This is a genomic window from Chitinophaga eiseniae (assembly GCF_900167135.1).
Lineage (GTDB): Bacteria > Bacteroidota > Bacteroidia > Chitinophagales > Chitinophagaceae > Chitinophaga > Chitinophaga eiseniae.
The window spans coordinates 55928-76497 of record NZ_FUWZ01000003.1; the positions used below are offsets into that span (position 1 = coordinate 55928).

The 20570-nt window shown below is 49.9% G+C and carries 17 protein-coding genes; 9 read left to right on the forward strand and 8 right to left on the reverse strand.

Annotation, left to right across the window (positions count from 1 at the left end):
* The 7 genes from B5D63_RS18985 to B5D63_RS19015 form a co-directional block, all read right to left on the reverse strand.
* The gene (locus tag B5D63_RS18985) at positions 1-1305 is read right to left on the reverse strand and encodes a lysine N(6)-hydroxylase/L-ornithine N(5)-oxygenase family protein (protein ID WP_078670426.1); all 1305 of its coding nucleotides are present in this window, start codon (positions 1303-1305) and stop codon (positions 1-3) included.
* 212 nt (positions 1306-1517) lie between these two features.
* Complete coding sequence (locus tag B5D63_RS18990) at positions 1518-2177, reverse strand: response regulator transcription factor (protein WP_078670427.1); 660 nt, start codon at positions 2175-2177, stop codon at positions 1518-1520.
* 58 nt (positions 2178-2235) lie between these two features.
* Positions 2236-3441: a PepSY-associated TM helix domain-containing protein gene (locus tag B5D63_RS18995; protein WP_078670428.1), complete on the reverse strand. Its 1206-nt coding sequence runs from the start codon at positions 3439-3441 to the stop codon at positions 2236-2238.
* A gap of 5 nt (positions 3442-3446) precedes the next feature.
* Entirely contained in the window at positions 3447-4151 is a 705-nt protein-coding gene (locus B5D63_RS19000) for a hypothetical protein (protein WP_143312991.1), read from the reverse strand.
* 25 nt (positions 4152-4176) lie between these two features.
* A complete protein-coding gene (locus B5D63_RS19005) occupies positions 4177-6585 on the reverse strand; it encodes a TonB-dependent receptor (RefSeq protein WP_078670430.1) in 2409 nt (802 codons plus the stop codon).
* Between the two features lie 141 nt (positions 6586-6726).
* A complete protein-coding gene (locus tag B5D63_RS19010; protein WP_078670431.1) occupies positions 6727-7332 on the reverse strand; it encodes a DUF6630 family protein in 606 nt (201 codons plus the stop codon).
* Positions 7333-7341: 9 nt separating this feature from the next.
* Positions 7342-7632: a hypothetical protein gene (locus B5D63_RS19015; RefSeq protein ID WP_078670432.1), complete on the reverse strand. Its 291-nt coding sequence runs from the start codon at positions 7630-7632 to the stop codon at positions 7342-7344.
* A gap of 238 nt (positions 7633-7870) precedes the next feature.
* On the opposite strand from B5D63_RS19015, the gene B5D63_RS19020 reads away from it, so the two are divergent.
* The 9 genes from B5D63_RS19020 to B5D63_RS19065 all read left to right on the forward strand — a co-directional run bounded on the left by B5D63_RS19020 (position 7871) and on the right by B5D63_RS19065 (position 20114).
* Positions 7871-8371, forward strand: coding sequence for a DUF4199 domain-containing protein (locus B5D63_RS19020; RefSeq protein WP_078670433.1), 501 nt, complete (start codon positions 7871-7873; stop codon positions 8369-8371).
* Between the two features lie 305 nt (positions 8372-8676).
* A complete protein-coding gene (locus B5D63_RS19025) occupies positions 8677-10341 on the forward strand; it encodes a vitamin K epoxide reductase family protein (protein WP_159456073.1) in 1665 nt (554 codons plus the stop codon).
* Between the two features lie 624 nt (positions 10342-10965).
* Positions 10966-11283 (forward strand): hypothetical protein, encoded by a 318-nt coding sequence (locus tag B5D63_RS34695; RefSeq protein ID WP_143312992.1) that lies wholly within the window; start codon positions 10966-10968, stop codon positions 11281-11283.
* A 286-nt stretch (positions 11284-11569) separates the two neighbouring features.
* Complete coding sequence (locus B5D63_RS19040) at positions 11570-12160, forward strand: RNA polymerase sigma factor (protein ID WP_078670437.1); 591 nt, start codon at positions 11570-11572, stop codon at positions 12158-12160.
* Between the two features lie 86 nt (positions 12161-12246).
* Complete coding sequence (locus B5D63_RS19045; RefSeq protein ID WP_078670438.1) at positions 12247-13425, forward strand: FecR family protein; 1179 nt, start codon at positions 12247-12249, stop codon at positions 13423-13425.
* A 130-nt stretch (positions 13426-13555) separates the two neighbouring features.
* Entirely contained in the window at positions 13556-16711 is a 3156-nt protein-coding gene (locus tag B5D63_RS19050; RefSeq protein WP_200817046.1) for a SusC/RagA family TonB-linked outer membrane protein, read from the forward strand.
* A 57-nt stretch (positions 16712-16768) separates the two neighbouring features.
* Complete coding sequence (locus B5D63_RS19055; RefSeq protein ID WP_078670440.1) at positions 16769-18370, forward strand: RagB/SusD family nutrient uptake outer membrane protein; 1602 nt, start codon at positions 16769-16771, stop codon at positions 18368-18370.
* An 88-nt stretch (positions 18371-18458) separates the two neighbouring features.
* The gene (locus tag B5D63_RS19060; protein WP_078670441.1) at positions 18459-19034 is read left to right on the forward strand and encodes a Crp/Fnr family transcriptional regulator; all 576 of its coding nucleotides are present in this window, start codon (positions 18459-18461) and stop codon (positions 19032-19034) included.
* A gap of 69 nt (positions 19035-19103) precedes the next feature.
* Complete coding sequence (locus B5D63_RS19065) at positions 19104-20114, forward strand: NAD-dependent epimerase/dehydratase family protein (RefSeq protein ID WP_078671324.1); 1011 nt, start codon at positions 19104-19106, stop codon at positions 20112-20114.
* A 51-nt stretch (positions 20115-20165) separates the two neighbouring features.
* Here B5D63_RS19065 and B5D63_RS19070 read toward each other — a convergent pair whose 3' ends face one another.
* Positions 20166-20528 carry a DUF2200 domain-containing protein gene (locus tag B5D63_RS19070; RefSeq protein ID WP_078670442.1) on the reverse strand — a complete coding sequence of 121 codons (363 nt, stop codon included), beginning with the start codon at positions 20526-20528 and terminating at the stop codon, positions 20166-20168.
* Positions 20529-20570 lie beyond the last annotated feature (42 nt).

Genomic DNA, 20570 nt, shown 5'->3' on the forward strand with positions numbered 1-20570 from the left:
CTATATCAGGTGGGGTTGTGCAGGAACAGTTTCTTCATCGGCGCTTACGGCGAACTGCTGGAAGGCGATCCGCTGTTCAATGGGATACACCTCCCGGCCCAGCATCTCCCGGATGATCCAGGCATTGCGGTAACAGCCCATGCCCAGGTCGGGCGTCACAAAGCCGTGGGTGTGCAGCTCTGCATTCTGAACGAAAATCGAACCGCCATTGTCAATGGTGTAGTTACGGTTCACGGCGAAGCGTCCTTTCTCGTCCAGCTGAACTTTGTGCAGCACCGGCTCTATAAAATCGGGGATGCGGTACGTGTAGCCCGTAGCCAGTACCAGTCCGGCCGTGTGATGGGCATAGTGTTTCTCCTGCTCTTCCTGGAAGAAGGTGAGGTGGAAACCGTTGGCATCGTCGTGGGTGATTTCCCGCAGGTCGGCATTAGTGCGCAGGGAAATGTCAATACCAGACACCAGTTTCTTGGCGTAGATGGTATCGAAAATAGCGGCGATCAGGTCGTTGTTGATCCCTTTGTACAGGTGCTTCTGACGATGCAGCAGGTCATCCCGTTTGGCTTGCGGCAGGTCGTAGAAATAATCCACGTACTCCGGAGAGGTCATCTCCAGTGTAAGTTTACTGTACTCCAGCGGGTAAAACCGGGGAGAGCGGGTGATCCAGTGCAGCGCGTAACCGTAGGTATCGATATCCTGCAGCAGGTCGTAATAAATTTCCGCCGCACTTTGTCCGCTGCCGACAATGGTGATGGAGCGCTGTGATTGCAGGGCATGTTTATGCTGCAGGTAGTGGGCGGAATGAATAGCTTTATCCATCCATTGGCGGCAGTTAGCCGGCACATAAGGCACGGTGCCGGTGCCCAGCACCAGTTTGCGCGCCCGGAGCAACTGCTGGTCGCATTGCAGCAGGTATACCTGCGCCACTTCGTCATATTCGATCTTTTTCACCGTGGTGTTAAAGCGTACTTCGGGAAGCTTGCTGATAGCCCACTGGCAATACTGGTTGTATTCGTTGCGGAGCATTTTAAAATTCTCCCGGATGTAAAAAGCGTATATACGTCCCTGTTCTTTGAGGTAGTTCAGAAAACTGAAGGGATTGGTAGGATCAGCGAGGGTAACGTGATCAGCCAGGAAAGGCACCTGCAGGGTGGTGTCCTGCATTAACATACCGGGGTGCCAGTTGAATCCTGGTCTTTTGTCGAGGAAAATACCGTCCAGGTCGGGAATGGTATGCGTGAGGCACGCCAGTCCGAGGTTAAAAGGGCCAACGCCAACAGCCGCAAAATCATAGATCTTTTTGTCCATAGAATTTTCATTTTATTAATAGCAGAAGATTAAAAATACGAGGGTTGGCCCGGGGCAACAATCGCCCGGCGATGGTAAAAAGAGGGTATGTCAGTGGTAATCAAATTACCATGATCGTGGTATAAAATGCGGAGATGTTGCAGGGAGACAAAAAAACAGCGGGGCAACCGCATGATACGGTTGCCCCGCTGTTGAGCAGGCAAATGCCTTGTTTAGTTTTCCGGTTTAACGATGCCGGTTTCCAGTGCGTAGTTACACAACTCTACGGCAGAATGCAGCTGCAGTTTCCGCATAATATTCCTGCGGTGCGTATGAATCGTGTGCTGGCTTAGATGCATGGCGCCGGCGATCTCTTTGTTGGACTTTCCGGTTACTATCTGACGGATGACTTCTGTTTCCCGGGCGGATAAGCCTTCCGGGGGGCAACAGGCGGCTGCAGTGGTTTTTCTTCGGTCGGCCAGTAATAAATCGAGGGCAAAAGTGCAGAAGAACTTCTCTCCCCGGATGGCGCAACAGACAGCCTGATGGATATCTTTCTTTTTGCATTCTTTGGTCAGTACGCAGTATACGTTGCTGTCCAGCAGCCGGAAGATATCCACTTTTTTTTTCTGGCTGGAAATGAGTATCACCTTGCATTCCGGTATAACAGACAAAGTGTGGAGGAGTTCGTCGGCATCAAAATAAGCCGGATCATAGTCGAGTATCAGGACGTCCGGCTGAAAGGAGAGCAAAGCAGGCCGCAGCTCTTCACTGTTGCCTGCTTCTTCTATCTGGTAGTTATTTTGATGGTCTGCTAACAAACTTCTGATTCCTTCTCTGTAAACAGGTTGCGCATCCGCCAGTATAATACGGGTCGTGACTGTACTGTTCATTAGCTGATAACACTTTACAATGACCTGTTTTTTAGATGCAAAAGATATATGGTTAATGTTACTTCAGGGTTACCGGTTTTTGCTGCCGGATTTTTTTTGGCTGACTGTGTTTGTTCACCTGTGGCGCCGTTTGTTTTTTATTCCTTCTTCCCCACCAGATATAAAACCCGGTAACGGGCAGCGAAGCCGCAATGAGAGAGGCCAGGAAGGCCAGGACCTTGCCTGGCATACCCAGTACTGCGCCTACGTGGATATCATAATTCATGGCGTTGATCCGTTCACCGTTACCCATATCCGAAAAAGTGCGGCGGGTGAGCATGGCTGCCGTATGCTGATCGTATTGCATGCGGGCGGCTTTGTACAACGGTTTGCCATCCCTGCGGGCAAATACAGATACAGCCGCCTTTCCGTCTTTCGGGATGCTGACAAAAAACATGGTTCCCTGAGGCGCCTTTATCACTGCGTTGGACAATATCTTATCCAGCGAGTAGGCGTCTGCGTTAGTCGTGTCTGAAAATACCGGCGCCGGCAACACCGTAGGTTTGCCGCCATTGGCTATCCACTGTATGCTGTTGCTGACCCATGGATAGGAAATCACCAGCCCTGTAATGGAAATGATCAGCAGCACGATCATGGAATAGAATCCGAGAATGTTGTGCAGGTCGTAGTTTTTGCGTTTCCATTTGGTAGACGTTTTCCATTTGAAGCGAAAACGTTGTTTGGCAGCGGCTTTGTTGGCCGGCCACCAGAGCACGATCCCGGAAACCAGCATCACCACAAAAATGATAACAGACCAATTCACGATGGTGCCACCGATCTTTGGTCCGAGTAAGAGGTTGATATGGAGATTGACTACCGTATTAAAAAACTCCCATTTGGTATTTTCTATCTTCAGCACCTTCCCCGTATAGGGGTCGACGTATATCCGGTAGAAATATTCCATGTAGGCAGCGTACGACAGCCCGTCCGGGTTCACTTTCAGCGTCCGGAACGACACGCTCCTGTCCGCCCCTACCGGCACCTCCGCCAGTTGTAAGGTATACTTCGCTCCTATGGCTGCCTGGGCTTTTTCCCTGACAATATCCATCGGCAAACGTTGTGCGCCGGCAGGCACCTCCACGAACATTCGCTGTTTATAGACAAGCGGTTTCAGTTCATCAATGAAGGCATAGATGCATCCGGTAATACCCAGTATAAAAACAACCAGCCCGGACGCAAGTCCGAGCCAGCGGTGTATTTTCAGGATAGTTTTTTTGAAGGGCATATGGATTATTTAGTGACGTCTTTGCAATAGGTAACGCAATGCCATACACGCTCAAAAGGTTTTCCTTCATGTTCTCCTTTTACTTCTTCGGTGAAAGTGCCTTCCAGCAGGTACCTGCCGTTCCACGCCGGTACATAGGTGAAAACCTCGTCAGCGCTTTTCACTTTTTTGGTCCAGCCTTCGGGGGATTGCACTGTCAGCTCTGCTTTAGGCAGGGTGGTTTTGGTTTTGTGCAGCAGGGATACTTTTTCCGGCACGTTTATTTTTTTTGTACCGTTGCCTGTCAGCAATACGAAGTCGTTCTGTTTCAGGTTTTCGATGCCTTTGATGTTATTTACCTGCACGATGCCCTGCGCATAGTAGCGGATTTTGCTGCCGCTGTACACTTCCTGCACGGTATGATCGATGTACAGCACATAAGCGCCGTCTGCCTGCGGTGTGAAAGTAGCCTTGAAGTGGTTACCATTGGGCGTACACTCCAGTTGTTGTTTTTTGCCGGAAGGGTCGATAACATAGAGTTTAAAATCCCGCATGTTACTGAACCAGTTCTGTGTGGAGTCGCGTTCGTTGTCGGCGTATTCACCGAGGAACACTTTCACTTCCTGTGCCTGTCCTTTCTTACCGTTTACAATGGTTTCAATCCAGAGGGCATGTCCGAAAGCTGTTGCCATGCAGCAGCATAATAAGGCGGAGAATAATAACTTTTTCATATCTGTCCAGGTTTAAGTTTTAAGATTAAAAACGGTAGCCAACGCTCATCCTTACGTTACGTCCGGGTTCCGTTTGCCAGTAATAGATTTTATTGCCATAGCCGTCAGCAGAAGGCGCGCCGGTGAACAGGTATTTGTTCAGCACATTGTTGACCAGCACATTCACGCTGAATTTATTGACGGTATATCCCAGGCCGGCATCCATCCTGAAATAGTCCGGCAGGAAATTTTCGCTTTTGTCATATACCTGGCCGGCTACACGGCCTGCCTGGTACTGGTAGCCTACATTTCCGCGGAGGCCTTTCAGTACGCCGTCGCCGATGGTGTAGGTCAGCCATGTGTTTTGGATATGTTTAGCGATGCCCGGTACATAGTTGCCTGTCAGTTCAGGTTTGGCGTCTTTAGACACGATGCCGTCTGTATAGGCGTAGTTTACCACCAGGTTCAGTCCTTTTACCACTTCTCCCTGAACATCGGCTTCCAGTCCACGGATGCGCTGTTGTCCATTCTGACGGCTGTAGATGAAGTTTTTGGTAACAGGGTCCGGATGGTCCAGGTCTGTGGTCAGTACATTATTTTTTGTGATCTGGTATACGGCGAGGGTGGAGGTAAAGCGGCCTTTGAACCAGTCTCGTTTAACGCCAAACTCAATGTTATCGCCGGTCATGGGATCGAATGGTTTTCGCTGCCAGTCGAGTCCCGGGTTCTGGATGAAGCTCACGTCGTATACGCCGTAGATAGAGCTGTTCCTGTCGAAGGAGTAGCTGATGCCAAAGCGGGGGGTGAATTTGCTGTCTTTATTGGTGCCGTCGTAAGGGCTTACCACGTTGTTGGTCGTGTAGCGGCCGGCCACTGTTACGCGGAGGCGGTCATCGAAGAAGCCCACCTGGTCTTGCAGGTATACAGCGCTGTAGCCATAGTCATATTGTACGCCACGGGTACGGACATCCGCGGAGCGGTCCCATTTATGCTGCACCACGTTGCCATGTTTAGGCAGGTAGATATTGAAGGCAGAGTCGCCGAAAGCGCCGCCCTGTGCCCAGTCAGCGTAGTAGTTGCTATATTTCATGTCCACGCCGCCGAGGATATTGTGTGTCAGGGCGCCGGTACGGAAGGAACCGTTCACAAATACCTGTGCAGTTTTATTCAGGCCCAGTGCATCCCAGATATTAATGTTCCGCTGCAGCAGGCTGTCATTTCCTTTGGTGGAGAAGCCGGAGGGCCACATGCTCTGGCCGGTCTGCCGGTAATGGAAATAGCCGAACTGGGCGGTCAGCTTCCAGTCGGGGCTGAACTTATGTTCATAATAGGCCATCACGCTGTTATCGCTGATTTTGGTGGGGTCCATATTGCCTTCGATGGTGGTGAAGTTCATGGGCAGATCGCCATAGCCACGTTTGGAAAAGGAATAGTTACCGCCAATCACCGGCAGCTGCATGTACTGGAGGTTGTATTCCAGCGTTACGGCGTTCTTTTCGTCGATCAGGTATTTGAGTACCGGGGAGATGCTGTAGCGGTTGGTGTAGTCAAAATCGCGCCAGCCGTTTTTCAGTTCACCGGCGAGGTTGAGGCGGTACAGCAGTTTTCCGTTTTTGGACAGTTTGCCGTCAAGGTCCAGGGTGGTGCGGTAGTTGTCATAACTGCCGAGTGACATGGTCACTTCTCCCTGATTGATACCGGTAGGCTTTTTAGTGACCACATTGTACAGACCGCCGGGTTCTCCGTTGGACATCATAAAGCCGGCGGGACCTTTGATGAACTCGATGCGGTCTACCATGCTCATGTCTTCCGTGAGCGGGCTCCAGGAGCTGATATATACGTTCATGCCGTTACGGAGGGAGCTGGCGCGGGAGCCTCGGACCTGGATGTTGGAATACATATCCCAGTGGCCCAGCCTGGAGGCGCCGCTCACGTTGCGGGTAACCCCTTCCTGCATGTTAAAGATCTGCTGGTCGGCCAGCACTTCTTTGGAGATCTCTGAAATGCTTTGTGGTATCTCTACCAGAGGGGCGTTCAGGCGGAGAGAATTGGAGGGGGTAAGTACGGTGTAGCGGTTATACTCCCCTACAACGGTGATTTCCTTCATTTGTTGACCGGAAGCACCCAAAGTAATGGTGGTCTGGCTGATTTTATCTGTTTCCACCGCTACTTCCTGCAATACATTTTCATAGCCCACGAGGGATACGACGAGGGTATAATTGCCGGGTTTCACCCTTTTGATCACAAATTCGCCATTGGCGTCTGTAAGGGCGCCGTGATTGGAATGTTGTATTCTAACGGTCACGTATGGAGCAGGCAGTCCATCCGATGTAAGTACTTTTCCTTTGATGGCAGACAGGATATCGTCTGCTGATGCCTGTCCGCATATAGCCAACAGGACCACTAACAGTGTAAGTATGCGTTTCGCCGGGATTCGCAGATAGTACGGCTCCATGATATCTTTTACATTTTGCGTGCAAAAGTAGGGCTGCGAATCCCGGTTGAGTTACGCCATCGGGAAATTGATTTTCGCAATCAGGAAAAATCGCTAAAAATTGTCATATTGACTGACAATCAATGCCAAAAAGCCGACATACTATATATAATCCCTTAGAACGGGCAGGGACGATTTACCGTCTTTATCGAATATCTCCCGGTTGCAGTCATCGCAGGCACCTTCCGTGATCACCTCCCCCCGCTTCACCTGCCATACGTTCATAGCACCACAGGTGCAGTATACCGTATACAACACTTCCCCGGTACCCTGGCCGGCGGGTCGCCAGGTCCAGAAGCCTGTAGATTGTTTCTTTAAGTCCTTTGCTTTTTTATCTGTTGTCAGGGAGATGTAATAGTTGTCATCGCCACGGTCCAGTTCCACGATGACCAGCGCTTCTTTTTTGAGCAATTGCCGGAATGACTTGAGCAGGAAAGGGACGCTGTCGCCCGGTTCAAAGCCCGCGGCCTCCTCCTGCAAGGCCTCATAGACACTTGCGGTATCTAAATCAAAGCCTGGTTTGAGCGCAGCAGCCCTTGCTTTCAGGAAATCCCCGGTAGTACCGGGTTCCTCCTCCCCTTTCCAGTCAATCATCAGCAGGTAGCGGTGTTTCAGCAGGGCGGCCAGCAGTTGTTCATCGTCCTGGGCAGCAGTCAGCTGCTTTTCTTCCTCGGGTAATAAGAGGTAACGGAGAAAATTTGCATTCATCGTCGAAAATTAGCGGTCAGGTTGTTTTTTAAATCGATTCCATAATACCAGCAACCCCAGTGACAGGAGTGTTGCTATAACCATATCTTTCACCAGGTGACGGGGTTTGACAGAAACCGCCATGCCCATTTCGCCGGTACTGATATTCATGCCATAGCTTTTCCGGTAAAATACAAAGGGGAAGCCCACTTCCATGGAGCCGTCGTTGTAGAGGTCATTATGGTAGGTGACAAGGGTGATGGCGGCAAAAACAATGGCGGTCATCCACAGACCGGCCAGCGCAAATTGTTTGTTCGGCATACAGGCAATCTGACTGGTGTTAAAAAGGTTGGTGCAACACAAATATAGCCAAATAACCTTCACTCCGCAACCGAATCGTTAGCATGATGACCGGAAAAATCCCCGTTTCTTCCAAAAACAATTTGACCAACAACAGTTTCAACGTATATTGGTGACTGATTGAAACGTGTAGCCGCCAAAAATGATCTATAGATAACGAGCAGGGCAAATTCTATCATCCTTATAAAACTAGCACCTTATGAACAAAAACTATGCACAGTATGGCCTGATCATCAGCGCGATATTAGTTGTATTATCTGTCTTATTTTACATTTTGAACCTCAACCAGGAACGATGGGCACAATGGGTAGGCGTTGCTGTTATGTTTATCGGCATTGTCATTACCTGCATTAACTACGCGAAGATCAACGACGGGTATGTTACCTTCGGCAACGTTTTCGGAAACGGCTTTAAGGCAACTATGATCATCACGGTGATCACGGTGGTATTCTCCGTTATTATGCTGATGATATTCCCCGACATCAAGGAAAAAGCCCTCGAAGTTTCCCGTGCGGAGATGGAAAAGAAAGGCGCCCCTGAAGATCAGATTGAAATGGGCATCAACTTCACTAAAAAATTCTTCCTGGTATTCATGATAGTCGGCGGACTGGTTTTCAGCCTGTTCTTTGGGGCGATCGCTTCGCTGGTAGGCGCGGCAGCAGCCCAGAAAAAACCGATGAACCAGCCCCCACAGGCGTAAACAATACGATCTGTATTAACGATACATCATCCTGCATCAGCCGATGCAGGATTTTTTTATCTCTACTGTAACAACACGAAAAGTTTGCCAACTGATCTCCCCGTGAAAAAAATTTCCTGAATGACTATTCTCCGCGGAGAGACGCAGGCATGTTATCAGATAACGAACAAGATTTATCCGAATATTTTTTTTGATCGATTTTTTATTTTAGATTCATTTCAACAATACCCGATACCTAATCTGTCAACTTTAAAATCTGTCTGTCTTATTTAGTACCCTCAACGCTCTGTCTTATGTTATCCCGTTTGAAGCAACTAATATTTCCTGTTAGCGGAGAAGTAGCGTCCACCAAACTGCTGCTCGATCATTTAAAAGTAAACGTCTCCCTGACGACGCTGACTACAGAGATGGAATCTCATCCTGATTTTCCTGGTATACTCAGTGTCAGCGATATCCTCTCAAAATTCGGCGTGGAAAACCTCCTGGCTAAATTTGATGCTGAACAATTACCGCAGCTGCCTGCGCCTTTTCTCACACAAATCAGCGGGCATGATGGCGTTGGCACCTATTTTACCGTTGTCCGGAAAATAGATGCCCGGCAGGTAAATTATTATGACCGGGAGACCCGTAGCTGGGAAAACACCGCCACGGAAGACTTCCGGAAAAACTATATGGGATTGGTACTCCTGGCGGAAGCAGGTGAACACGCAGGAGAAGCTGATTACCGGCAACATGTCAAAGCCGAAAAACGGCAATTGATACTTCAATATGCAAAACTATTCGCCCTGCCGTTCATCGGTCTGCTCGCCATGGCGGCAGCCTTCTTCCGGGAAGGATGGAGCGCCCTGCTGCCCGTTGCCTTTACACTGACGACTATCCTGGGCGCAATGGCGGGTTTCCTGTTGCTCTGGTATGAAACGGATCAGTATAATCCTTTACTGCAACAGATCTGTACCGCCGGAAAAAAAGTAAACTGCGGTGCTGTTGTTCATTCCAAAGCGTCTAAGATCGCCGGTATCAGCTGGAGTATTATTGGTACCAGTTACTTCACCGGCAGTCTCCTGTTTATGTTGTTTTCCGGCATCACCGGTGCTCAGGCGTTGCTGATCATGTCGGTCGTCTCTGTGCTGGCGGCACCTTACACCCTCTTTTCGGTGTATTATCAATGGAGAGTGGCCAAACAATGGTGCCTGCTTTGTTTATCGGTGCAGTTTATCCTCTTGGTGCAATTGCTGATCCCTATGGCAGGGAAGTGGCATACGCTGGCACCCGTAACATCCGTCACACCGTTTACCGGCATCACCTTCCTCCTATCCTTTTTTCTGCCGTTCCTGGTGATTACACAGCTGGTGCCGGCCTTCCGCTCATCCAAGGAGGCGCGGCAAAACAAAATGAAGTTTAATCAACTGAAACACAACCAGCAGATATTTGAAGCACTGTTAGCCAAACAAAAAGCAGTGGAGGAAAGTACAGCAGGATTGGGTATTACCCTGGGCAATCCCGATGCACGCATAAAACTGATAAAAGTCTGCAATCCCTACTGCGGGCCTTGTTCAAAGGCACACACTCCCGTCGAAGAACTCCTGCACGGTAGCGATAACCTCCAGGTGCAGATTATATTCACTGCCACCAATAAAGAAGATGATCACAGAAGCCTCCCTGTCAAACATTTTCTGGCGGTAGCGGAAAACGGAGATAACCGGCAGATAAAAGAAGTCCTCGATGGCTGGTATCTGTCACCCACGAAAGACTACCAGCAGTTTTCCGGAAAATATGCCCTCCCCGACGGTGCCATGGCCAGACAGGGAAAGAAAGTGGAAGCAATGAGAAGCTGGTGTGACAGGGCCGGCATAAAGGCTACGCCTACGTTCTTCCTCTCTATGCCATCTGCTGACGCAACAACAACAGTATTGTACCAGCTTCCCGATATCTACCAAATTAAAGACCTGAAATATATTCTCAACACATAAGCAACGTTTGTGGCCTGATAGTCCCGGCCTTATAGGGGCATCCATTTTTAATCATCAAAATTTAATGCATGAAAGCCTTAAAGTTGAAGGCGCTGGAACTCGGCGCGCGGGAAATCCTTAGCAGGGAACAAATGAAAAATGTATCCGGAGGTGGTGGCTTCCGATGTATGACCGATTCAGATTGTGTACCAGGCACTCAATGCGTGGGTGGTTATTGCGGAGGAGATGGAGATGGAGGTGGTGGCGGACGATGCCGCGATCAGCGGTCCTGCACCATTGGTGTACCGGGAGACCCAAATGCAGCGGGTATTTGCGAAACCAACTCTTCCAATCGTTGCATTTGCAAAGCATTGGATTATTCGGCCAGTGCCGCTTCTGCAGAATGTCTCGCCTAACCTCAGTAAAGTATACTCACTAACATGATAACGTAAGTGAGTATACTTTTTTTTAAGAACTTCCTCATGCGATTGTGCAACATACAGTAGCACCGAGCCAATCCGGGCGAATAGCCAAACATCACCCTGTTAAGCCGATTATAACTCCTGCCTGAAATAAAAGTTTATGGCCTAACTTGCCCCGGCCTTTAGAATGGGGGCATTCATTTCTTTTCAACCAAAAGTTTAAATGATGAGATCCTTAAAACTGAAGGCGCTGGAACTGGGCGCCCGGCAAATTCTCAACAGAGAACAAATGAAAAATGTATCCGGCGGTAACGTTGTATGTAACTCCGGTATGGAATGTCCGGACGGCTATGTTTGTGATGGGGACCTGTGCGTTATTGGTGGTGAAGGCGGCCGTTGCCGTGATCAGCGGTCCTGCACCATTAGTGTACCGGGAGACCCAAATGCAGCGGGTATTTGCGAAACCAACTCTTCCAATCGTTGCATTTGCAAAGCATTGGATTATTCGGCCAGCGCTCCGTCCGCAGAATGCCTTGCCTAAAAGCATGCTTATTGGTATACCCGTTGCCGTAATAACGGTAGCGGGTATACCGCTTTATAAAACCAATCATCGTGAGATTTTTGTTTGTATTAACATAAAAACATGCGCTCACCTGGACCAATGTGTCGGAAGGCACTAAATTCCGGCACAGCAAGATCACGCAGATTTTCTTTTCTCCCACCAGCGGGCCCCCTTTTATTTCCCTCCGCTCTTTTCTATCTTTACTCACACATTATTCTATTTCTTTAATTGATTACCGGCGATTCAAAAAATCTTATTTTAAGGTATGGAGCGTATGTCCATGGAAGAAGAAGTGCTGTTGCGGATGATCCGGGGGGATGAATCGGCGTTTTCGGGCATCTACCGGCACTACCATCCTGCTTTATACATTTATCTGCTGCGTTTCTGTAAGGTCCCTTCTCTTGCGGAAGACCTGGTACACGACGTATTTCTCAAAATCTGGGAGATCAGGGAGCGTATTAACCCAAAACTTTCTTTTAGCGGGTATCTTTACCGTATTGCCCGCAACCATGTCTTTAAAACCATATCGCGACTGGCCACTGACGAACAGATGCGGGAGCAATTGTACCGGCAGCTGGCTGATATTGACCCGGAGCAACCCGAAGAAGTGGTGCGTACCCGGGAATATGAACGCCTTTTCGAGGAGGCGCTTTCCAAACTGACCATCCAGCGCGGGAAGGTATTCCGCCTATGCCGCCAGGAGGGGAAAAGCTACGACGAAGCTGCGGCCATACTCGGCATTTCCCGTAATGCGGTAAAAAAACATATGGTACTGGGCATGCGCTTCATTGAAGACTATGTGTACCGCCATGGTGATATTTTTATGGCGATCTGGCTGGTCTCCACTTTTTATTAAAAAATATTTTTCCACAGGGGTACCCTCTTTTATTATTTCCGGATAGTATATAGTACTCCCCTTTGCAAAAGGGGACCCTAAAAAATATGTCACAACCTGAAAATGCCTACGAGCAGTTGCTGCAGCGTTACCTGGACGGGCAATGCAGCAGGGACGAAATGGATACGTTGTTCCGATACCTTAATACCAACGCATCCAGGCGCCCCCTGCTGGCAGCCATGCAACAGGAATTTGAGCGTGTCCTGCGTGAAAATCATGACGTGCCGCAAGCCCTGGGAGACCGTATTGAGACACGGCTGCTGCAAGAGATCAGTCGCACCAAAGTGGCGCCGGTACGCTCCCTCCGTTACATAAAATGGAGCGCCGCCGCTGCCGTGGCCTTACTCCTGTCGACAGCCGTCGGGGTGTATATTTCCCGTCAACCGGCGGCGCCCCGGCTGGCACAACAACGCACCATACAAACAGGATCGCCGGGCAGCAACAAAGCGAAGCTCACCCTGTCAGACGGCTCCGTCGTGACGCTGGACAGCACCGGCAACCAGGTGATCCGCCAGGGCGATGTGACCGTACAGCAGCATAACGGACAATTACTTTACCCACTCACTGCCGGCCCTTCATCCATTGTCAGTTATAACCTGTTGGCAGTGCCCCGCGGCGGGCAGTTCAACGTAGTGCTGCCCGACGGCAGCCGCGTATGGCTCAACGCCGCGTCCAGCATGCGCTATCCGACCACCTTTGCCACCAACCACCGCACTGTGGAAATACAGGGACAAGCCTATTTTGATATTCAACCAGTGGCGGGACAACCCTTTATTGTAAAAGTGAACAATATGGAAATACAGGTACTCGGCACCAGCTTCGACGTAATGGCCTATGCCGACGAGCCGGTCACCCGCACGACGCTGATACAGGGAGCAGTGAAAGTAAAATCAGGCGCCAACGAAAGCTATCTCCATCCCGGACAGGCAGCTGCAGTGAACAACACCTCGGGTAATATCGCCGTACGACCGGCGGACCTGCGGGAAGCGACCGCCTGGAGAGCAGGTTTCTTTGATTTTGAGAACGCGAGCCTGGCCAGCGTACTGAAGCAGTTGTCCCGATGGTATGACGTGGAAACCGATTTCGCCACCCTGCCGGAAGGGAACCGCTTCGGCGGGTACATCAACCGCAACCTGCCCCTCCAGGAAGTATTGCCAATGCTGGAAACAGACAAGGTAAAACTCAAACTGGAAGGCAGGACCATCAAAGTAATACAGACCCGGTAAAACCGTCCGCCCATGTAGCCACCATTCTTTTATGATCACAATAAACCGACAACGTTAACAAAACCAAACAAGACCGCAACCGGACCGTTGCGGCCAGCAATCGCTCTGTTCAACCAAAATGTTCTACGTTATGAGATTTATCACATTCCTCCTGCTTGCGCTCTGCCTGCAAAGCAGTGCTGTAGCCTTATCACAGCAGGTCACGCTTTCAGAAAGAAATGCGCCCCTGAAAAAGGTGCTCAAGGAAATGGCCGCCCAGACCGGCGTATCCGTGGTGTACAGTGAAACCCTGATGGCTGCCACCAAACCGGTTACTATCGAAGTAAAAAATGTGTCACTGGAACACGCGCTGGACATAGCACTTCGGGATCAACCGGTACGTTATGTCATCAGCAACGGCCGTATTCTGATCTACGACCGCCAGGGCCGCGCCAACGATTCTACCCTCACGGCCACCGGACGGGTCACCAGCGAAAAAGGAGAACCGATCCCCGGCGCCAGCGTGCTCATCAAAGGCACTAACATCGGTACCGCCACCGGCAACGACGGCCGGTTCGAGATTAAAATCCCCCGGGAGGCCGTCACCCTGATCATCAGCGCCATGGGATTCCAACCCACGGAAATAAGCGCCCAGCTCCGTACTAATATGGAAGTGCGCCTGAAAACAGGCACCAAAAGCCTGTCGGAAGTTGTGGTGATGGGCTTCTCCGAAGTGGAACGCCGCCACGTGGCATCATCCGTGGCCCAGGTGGATGTTAAACTCACCAAAACCCGGCCCATCGCCAAACTGCAGGAAGCCTTTACCGGCACCGTCCCCGGCGTCACCGTTCAGCAAACCACCAACCTGCCCGGCAGCGTCCCCGGCATCACCATCAGGGGCATCAGCACCCTGCAGAATGCCGGCCCCCTCGTGATCGTGGACGGGATGGAACAAAGCCTCAACGATATAGACCCCAACCAGGTGAAAAGCATCACCGTACTGAAAGATGCCGCCTCCGCGTCTATGTACGGCTCCCGTGGCGCCAACGGGGTAATCATCATAGAAACGGAACGCGGACAGATGGGACGGTTTAAAGTGGAGGTCAACTCATGGGGCGCCATACAGCGGCCTATCGACCTGCCTAAGTTCGTTAACGGTACCGACTACATGAAATTAAACAACGAAGCAAGGAACATCCAGGGACAGACCCCACTGTATACAGACGAAGACATCCGCAAAATGGAATCGGGAGAAACACCTTCGGTAGACTGGCTCAAAGAAGGCATGCCCCGCAAAGCCAACTCGCAAAACCTCACCATGAGCGTTTCCGGCGGCGGCGGTATCGGCTCCTTCAACCTCATGATGGGCTACCTCAAAGAAAATGGGCTCAACTCCTACGAAGGCTCCGGTAAATATTCCGCACGCTTCAATACCAATGTGAACATCGCCGATAAATTTGTGCTGCTGGCAGACTTCTATGCCCACCGCCTGCAGATCAACCGTCTCAAAGAAAACGACGACGGAACCGGCCTGTATGAAAATCTCTGGAAGATGAACCCCACCCAGCAGATATACTACCCTAACAGCAGTATACCTGAGCATTACATCCTGTACAATGATATGAACCCGATCGCCTCCATCAACCGCGGCGGCTCCCGGAACAACCTGTACGATTTCAGCTCCGTGAACCTGCGGCCAAGATATAACATCAGCAAACACCTCAGCCTCGAAGGCAACGTGTCTTACCAAATCAGCAAATCTGCCAATAAACGGGCACGGGAAACCTTTAAATTTTTTGACGGTAACGGCAAACCGGTGAAAATATGGAAAAATGAAGTGGGCGCCGACCAGGACGTAAGCCAAAGCCAGCTGACCGCCCGCGGACTGCTCAACTACACCGGCAGCCTGCGCCACCAGGCGGATAAAATATACGTCACCGCCGGTTCCGAAGTGATGAGCTTCAACTACACCGACTATAAGGAAATCACCAAAGCTTCTTTCTTCGGTAAACTGAACTACTCTTTTGACAACAGGTACATCCTCGAGTTCACCGCCCGCGGAGACGGCAGCAGCAAATTCGCACCCGGCAAACAATGGGGCTTTTTCCCCGCAGGCGCCATCGCCTGGAACGTTACCAACGAGCATTTCATGAAGGGCATGGTCAACAACAGGATCATCAACAACCTGAAACTGCGCGCCTCTTACGGACTTATCGGCAACGAAAACGTAGCCCCGTACCTGTGGGAAGAGAATGTCAACGAATGGGGATGGCTGATGCGCGTACCCAACTTAAACTTCACCTGGGAAAAACAAAAACAGGGCAACATCGGGATAGAATTAACCATGCTCGACAACCGGCTGAGCGTAACAGCAGAAGCCTACAAAAAGAACTCCTACGACCTCATCTATTCCAGGTTCCCCGTGCCGCCCATCACCGGCTCCAGCTCCCTCGAAGCCGCCTTTAACATCGGGGAAGTGGAAAACAACGGGTATGAAATCTCCGTACAGTGGCAGGATAAAATCGGCAACGTGAACTACAGCATCGGCGCCATGTTGTTCGACAACAGGAACAAAGTGCTGAAAGCCGGTTACAAGGACGGCGACACCCTCATCTTTAAGGACGATAACGACAAAATCTGGTACAAAGGCATCGCCATCGATAACTACTACGGTTATAAAAGCGATGGTTTTTTCCGCGACCAGCGCGATATCGACAATACCCCCGCCAAGCTGCCCAACACCCTCCCCGGCGATATCAAATACATAGATCAGAATGGCGACGGTATCATCAACGATGCCGACAGGATCAACCTCGGAGACCCCTTTCCTCACCTGAACTATTCCATCAATCTCAGTTTACAGTATAAAAACTGGGACTTCAGCCTGTTGGGACAGGGTGTCGGAAAAAGGTCCGGCCGCCTTAACGGCCTCGAAGGCTACCCCATTCTCGTGGATGGCAGCAGTAATTCACTCGGCAGGCCACAACAGTATTATGCAGACAACCGCTGGACGCCGGAAACGCCCAACAGCAGGTTCCCCAGGGTATGGACCGGCTCCAGCACCAACGCCTACCTCAGCGACATCTGGCTGGGCAATGCCGCCTTCTTCCGGGTGAAAGTACTGCAACTGGGATATACATTCCCGTTACAGGGCAAAATGGTCCGTAACGTAAGGGTATATGTAAATGCGCAGGATGCCATCACCTTTACCCGGTGGGAAGGACTGGAACCCGAGCGCGACGGCGGCAACGGCAACTACCCCCGCATGGCGGTGTACAGCCTCGGCGTCAGGGCGACACTGTTTTAATCAAACGCTACCGCACCAACGAAAATTTATTTCACTCCACTGCAAAATATGCATCAGATGAAAAAAAGACTTATGCTACTGGCATTCCTCTCCGTGCTGCTGCCAGCATGCCAGAAGTTCCTGGACAAGCCGGACCCTACCGCTACCAAATTCGATGAGTTCTTCAATACAGAAGAAGATCTCCGCCGCGTGGTCTACAGCACCTACCTGGACGTCTTTACCAACAAAGACGACAGAAGGCTGCTTTTCTATATGGAAGACAGCAAATCGGACAATGCCTACAGCCGGGTGGAAGGCGACAACCACCAACGTATTGCCAACGGCAGCTACGATGCCAATACGAGGGCTTTTGAATATTACTACACCATCCACATGAAACACATCGGCCGTTTGAACACCTATCTGAAAAGTATCAATACGCCTTATGTGGAAGATGAGTCCATCCGCACCAAATACAAAGGCATACTGGAAGGGCTGCGGATATGGCACTATTTCAGAATAGTGTCCCGCTGGGGAAACGTGCCTTTCTATCTCGAACCTGTGGATATTTCGCAGGTAATACAACCCGCCAAATCAAAAGAAGAAATACTGAATACCCTTTTCCCGATGGCGGAAGCCACGGCTAACAGCCTGCCGGATAAAGAGTATAACTCCGACGGCTATATGTTTAACAAATACTCGCTCAAAGCGTTGATCATGCGCTACGCGCTGTACAATGGCCGTTACGACCTGGCGGCACGGCTGGCCAAAGAGATTATGGACAGCGGCAACTACTCGCTGTATCCGAACTATGCAGACCTGTTCAGCTATAAAGGCGATAAAATCAACAAAGAGTTCATCATCACCATGGACATGCAAAGCCATGGCAACAGCGGCACCAACTCGTTCGAACATCTCGGGCCACACTTCCGGACAGGCAAGGGACAATCTTACTCCGTACCGCTAAAATCCCTGGTAGACGCCTACTGGACACTACAGGGCAATAAAATTGACGCCTGCCCGCTTCATACCAAACAGGAATACGAACTGAACCCCAAACTGAACAGAGATCCCCGCTACACGGCCAGCATCATGGGCCAGGGTGATATATTCGTCAACGAGCCCATTAACATCTACGACCAGAACAGCCCCATGTTCCATGAAAAAGAACGTGCCAGCCGCTCCGGTTACTGGTTCAGAAAATTTGTAGACGAAACAGACGCCTTCAAAGGAGATGGTAATATGCACTTCCCGATACTACGGTATGCAGAGGTATTGCTCACCTACGCAGAAGCTAAAATCATGACCAGCAACGTAGACAACCTCGCCAAAAGCTGTATCAACCAGCTCAGGACCAGGGCCGGCCTCGATATGAAAGAAGCAGACGTTACCCTCCCAAAGTATGCTGCCTATACACAGCAGCAATGGATAGAGCTGATCAGAAATGAACGGAGAACAGAACTGGCAGGCGAAGGGGTACGTTATGATGATATTTTAAGATGGAAAATCGGTGAGCAGGTGATGACCAAACCCGCCATGGGGCATACCCGTCTGGTAAACGGTAATCTGGTGTCCCTGAAGATAGAAGACCGCTCTTTCCAATCGCGGAACTACCTGTGGCCATTCCATTCCGGCAGCTTGAAAATTGAGCCGGGGTTAACGCAGAATCCGGGGTATTAATGCCGGAGAGAAAGATCACACATCAGCCGCATATTCCTGTTAACAAGCATATAGGGCTAATGTGTGATCTTTTTTTTAACTTTACAGTATGCACGAGCAACTGGTCCGTCTTATTGCCCAAAAAGTAAAACTTTCTGATAAGGAAAGAGACTTGTGCATACAATATTTTGAACCTGTGTTATACCCTAAGAACCGGGTACTGGAAGAAGAAGGAAAGATCCCCGGCTATCTGTATTTTGTGATATCAGGTTTTGTCCGTTTATTCCATTATAATGACAAGGGAGATGAAATAACATCCCACATCAACTGTCCGCCGGGTTTCATCACTTCCTATACTAATTTCATCCATCAAACCAGGTCAGAAGAAAACCTTGAGTCAATTACCGAATGTGAACTTTTACGCATTACAAAGACACATCTGGACCTACTCACCCAACAAAGTCCGGCGTTTAAGGACTTCAGCATTCTCGTGTTCCAGCAATCGCTGTCGTATAATGAAAAACGCTCGAAGGAACTGGCAACGCTCAGCGCCGAGGAGCGCTATTTAAAACTGATCAACGAACATCCCGAAATACTCCACCACGTTCCAATGCAATACATCGCGTCCTTCCTTGGAATGAACCCCAAAAGTTTAAGCCGTATCCGGAGACAAATTATTAAGTAACATTTGTGAAGTGCTTTTGAATAACCAGGGTTGATCTTTGCCCTATTATTAAAAACCATTTCAATGGATATGACAAGTAAAAAACTGGCCCTTGTATCCGGCGCCAACGGACACCTTGGCAATAACCTGGTAAGACTTCTCCTCCAAAAAGGAATCCCGGTGCGTGCTTCCGTCCGTAACATCAAAAACAAAGACTGTTTCAAAGACCTGGACTGTGAAGTGGTACAGGCTGATATTACTGACAAGGCCTCTTTTAAAGCCGCGCTGCAAGCCGTAGATACCTTTTACGCAGTAGGCGCCGCTTTCAAATTATGGGCAAAAGACCCCAAAAAAGAAATCTATGATGTAAATATACAGGGAACCCGAAATACAATAGAAGCAGCCGCAGCCGCAGGGGTGAAAAGAATTGTCTATGTAAGCTCCATCGCCGCGCTGAATTACACCCATCTCCCGACGAAAGAAAGCAACGGCTATAATCCGGACCGCCGGGACATGTATTACAACTCCAAAAACGATGGCGAAAAACTGGCATTTCAACTAGCCGAAGAACACGGGATTGAATTGGTGGCCGTCATGCCGGGAGCAATGATAGGAGGTGAAGCATTCGCCCCGCTGAATGTCTCTTACAATGTGCTAAAGCTGATTTTAAACAAACAAATACCGGTGGATACCAATATCACCCTGAACTGGGTAGACGTAAAAGATGTGGCTGAAGGCTGTTATCTGGCCGCACAGAAAGGCAGGCCGGGCCAACGTTATATTCTTGCCAATGAAAAATGTATGACTATTACAGACACTACTAAACTGGCGCAGGAGTTCTACCCGGAGCTGAAATTAAAAATACCGGGAGCCGTTCCAAAGTTTATGCTTTACGCCATCGCCGGGGTGATGGAAATTTCCGCCAGGATAAGCGGCAAACCGCCTGTGCTCACCACCAAAGATATTGCCATGTTTTCCGGCCTGCAACAGGATTTTGACATCTCCAGGTCAAGAAATGAATTGGGATTTAACCCGAAGAATAACCGTCAGGTAGTCAAAGAAGCACTGGCTTACCTGATGACGCATAAGGAGCTATTGTAGTTTATAGCGGACAATAGTCCATCTGCTACAGGGGGCTATTGTCCATTGCTGTTATCCCCTCAAAATTTTCTCCATCTTCCGCCCTTTCGCCAGCTCGTCCACCAACTTATCCAAATAGCGGACCTGCTGTGTCAGCGGATTTTGGATCTCTTCTACGCGGTACCCACATATAACGCCGGTAATCAGTCCCGCATGGGGATTGAGCGTGGCGCGCTGAAAGAAAGTTTCATAGGTCACTTTTTCCTTTATCAGTTCCTCCAGCTGTTTGTCATCGAAGCCGGTCAGCCAGGAGATCACCTGATGCAACTCTTCCTTTGTTCTGCCTTTCTTCTCCACTTTTGCCAGCAGCAATGGGTATACAGCAGCAAAGGTCATTTTGGCGATACGCTGATCGTGTGATAAAGTATTGTTCATACTCAAATATAACGCTGAATACTCAAAGAAAAAAGCCTTGTA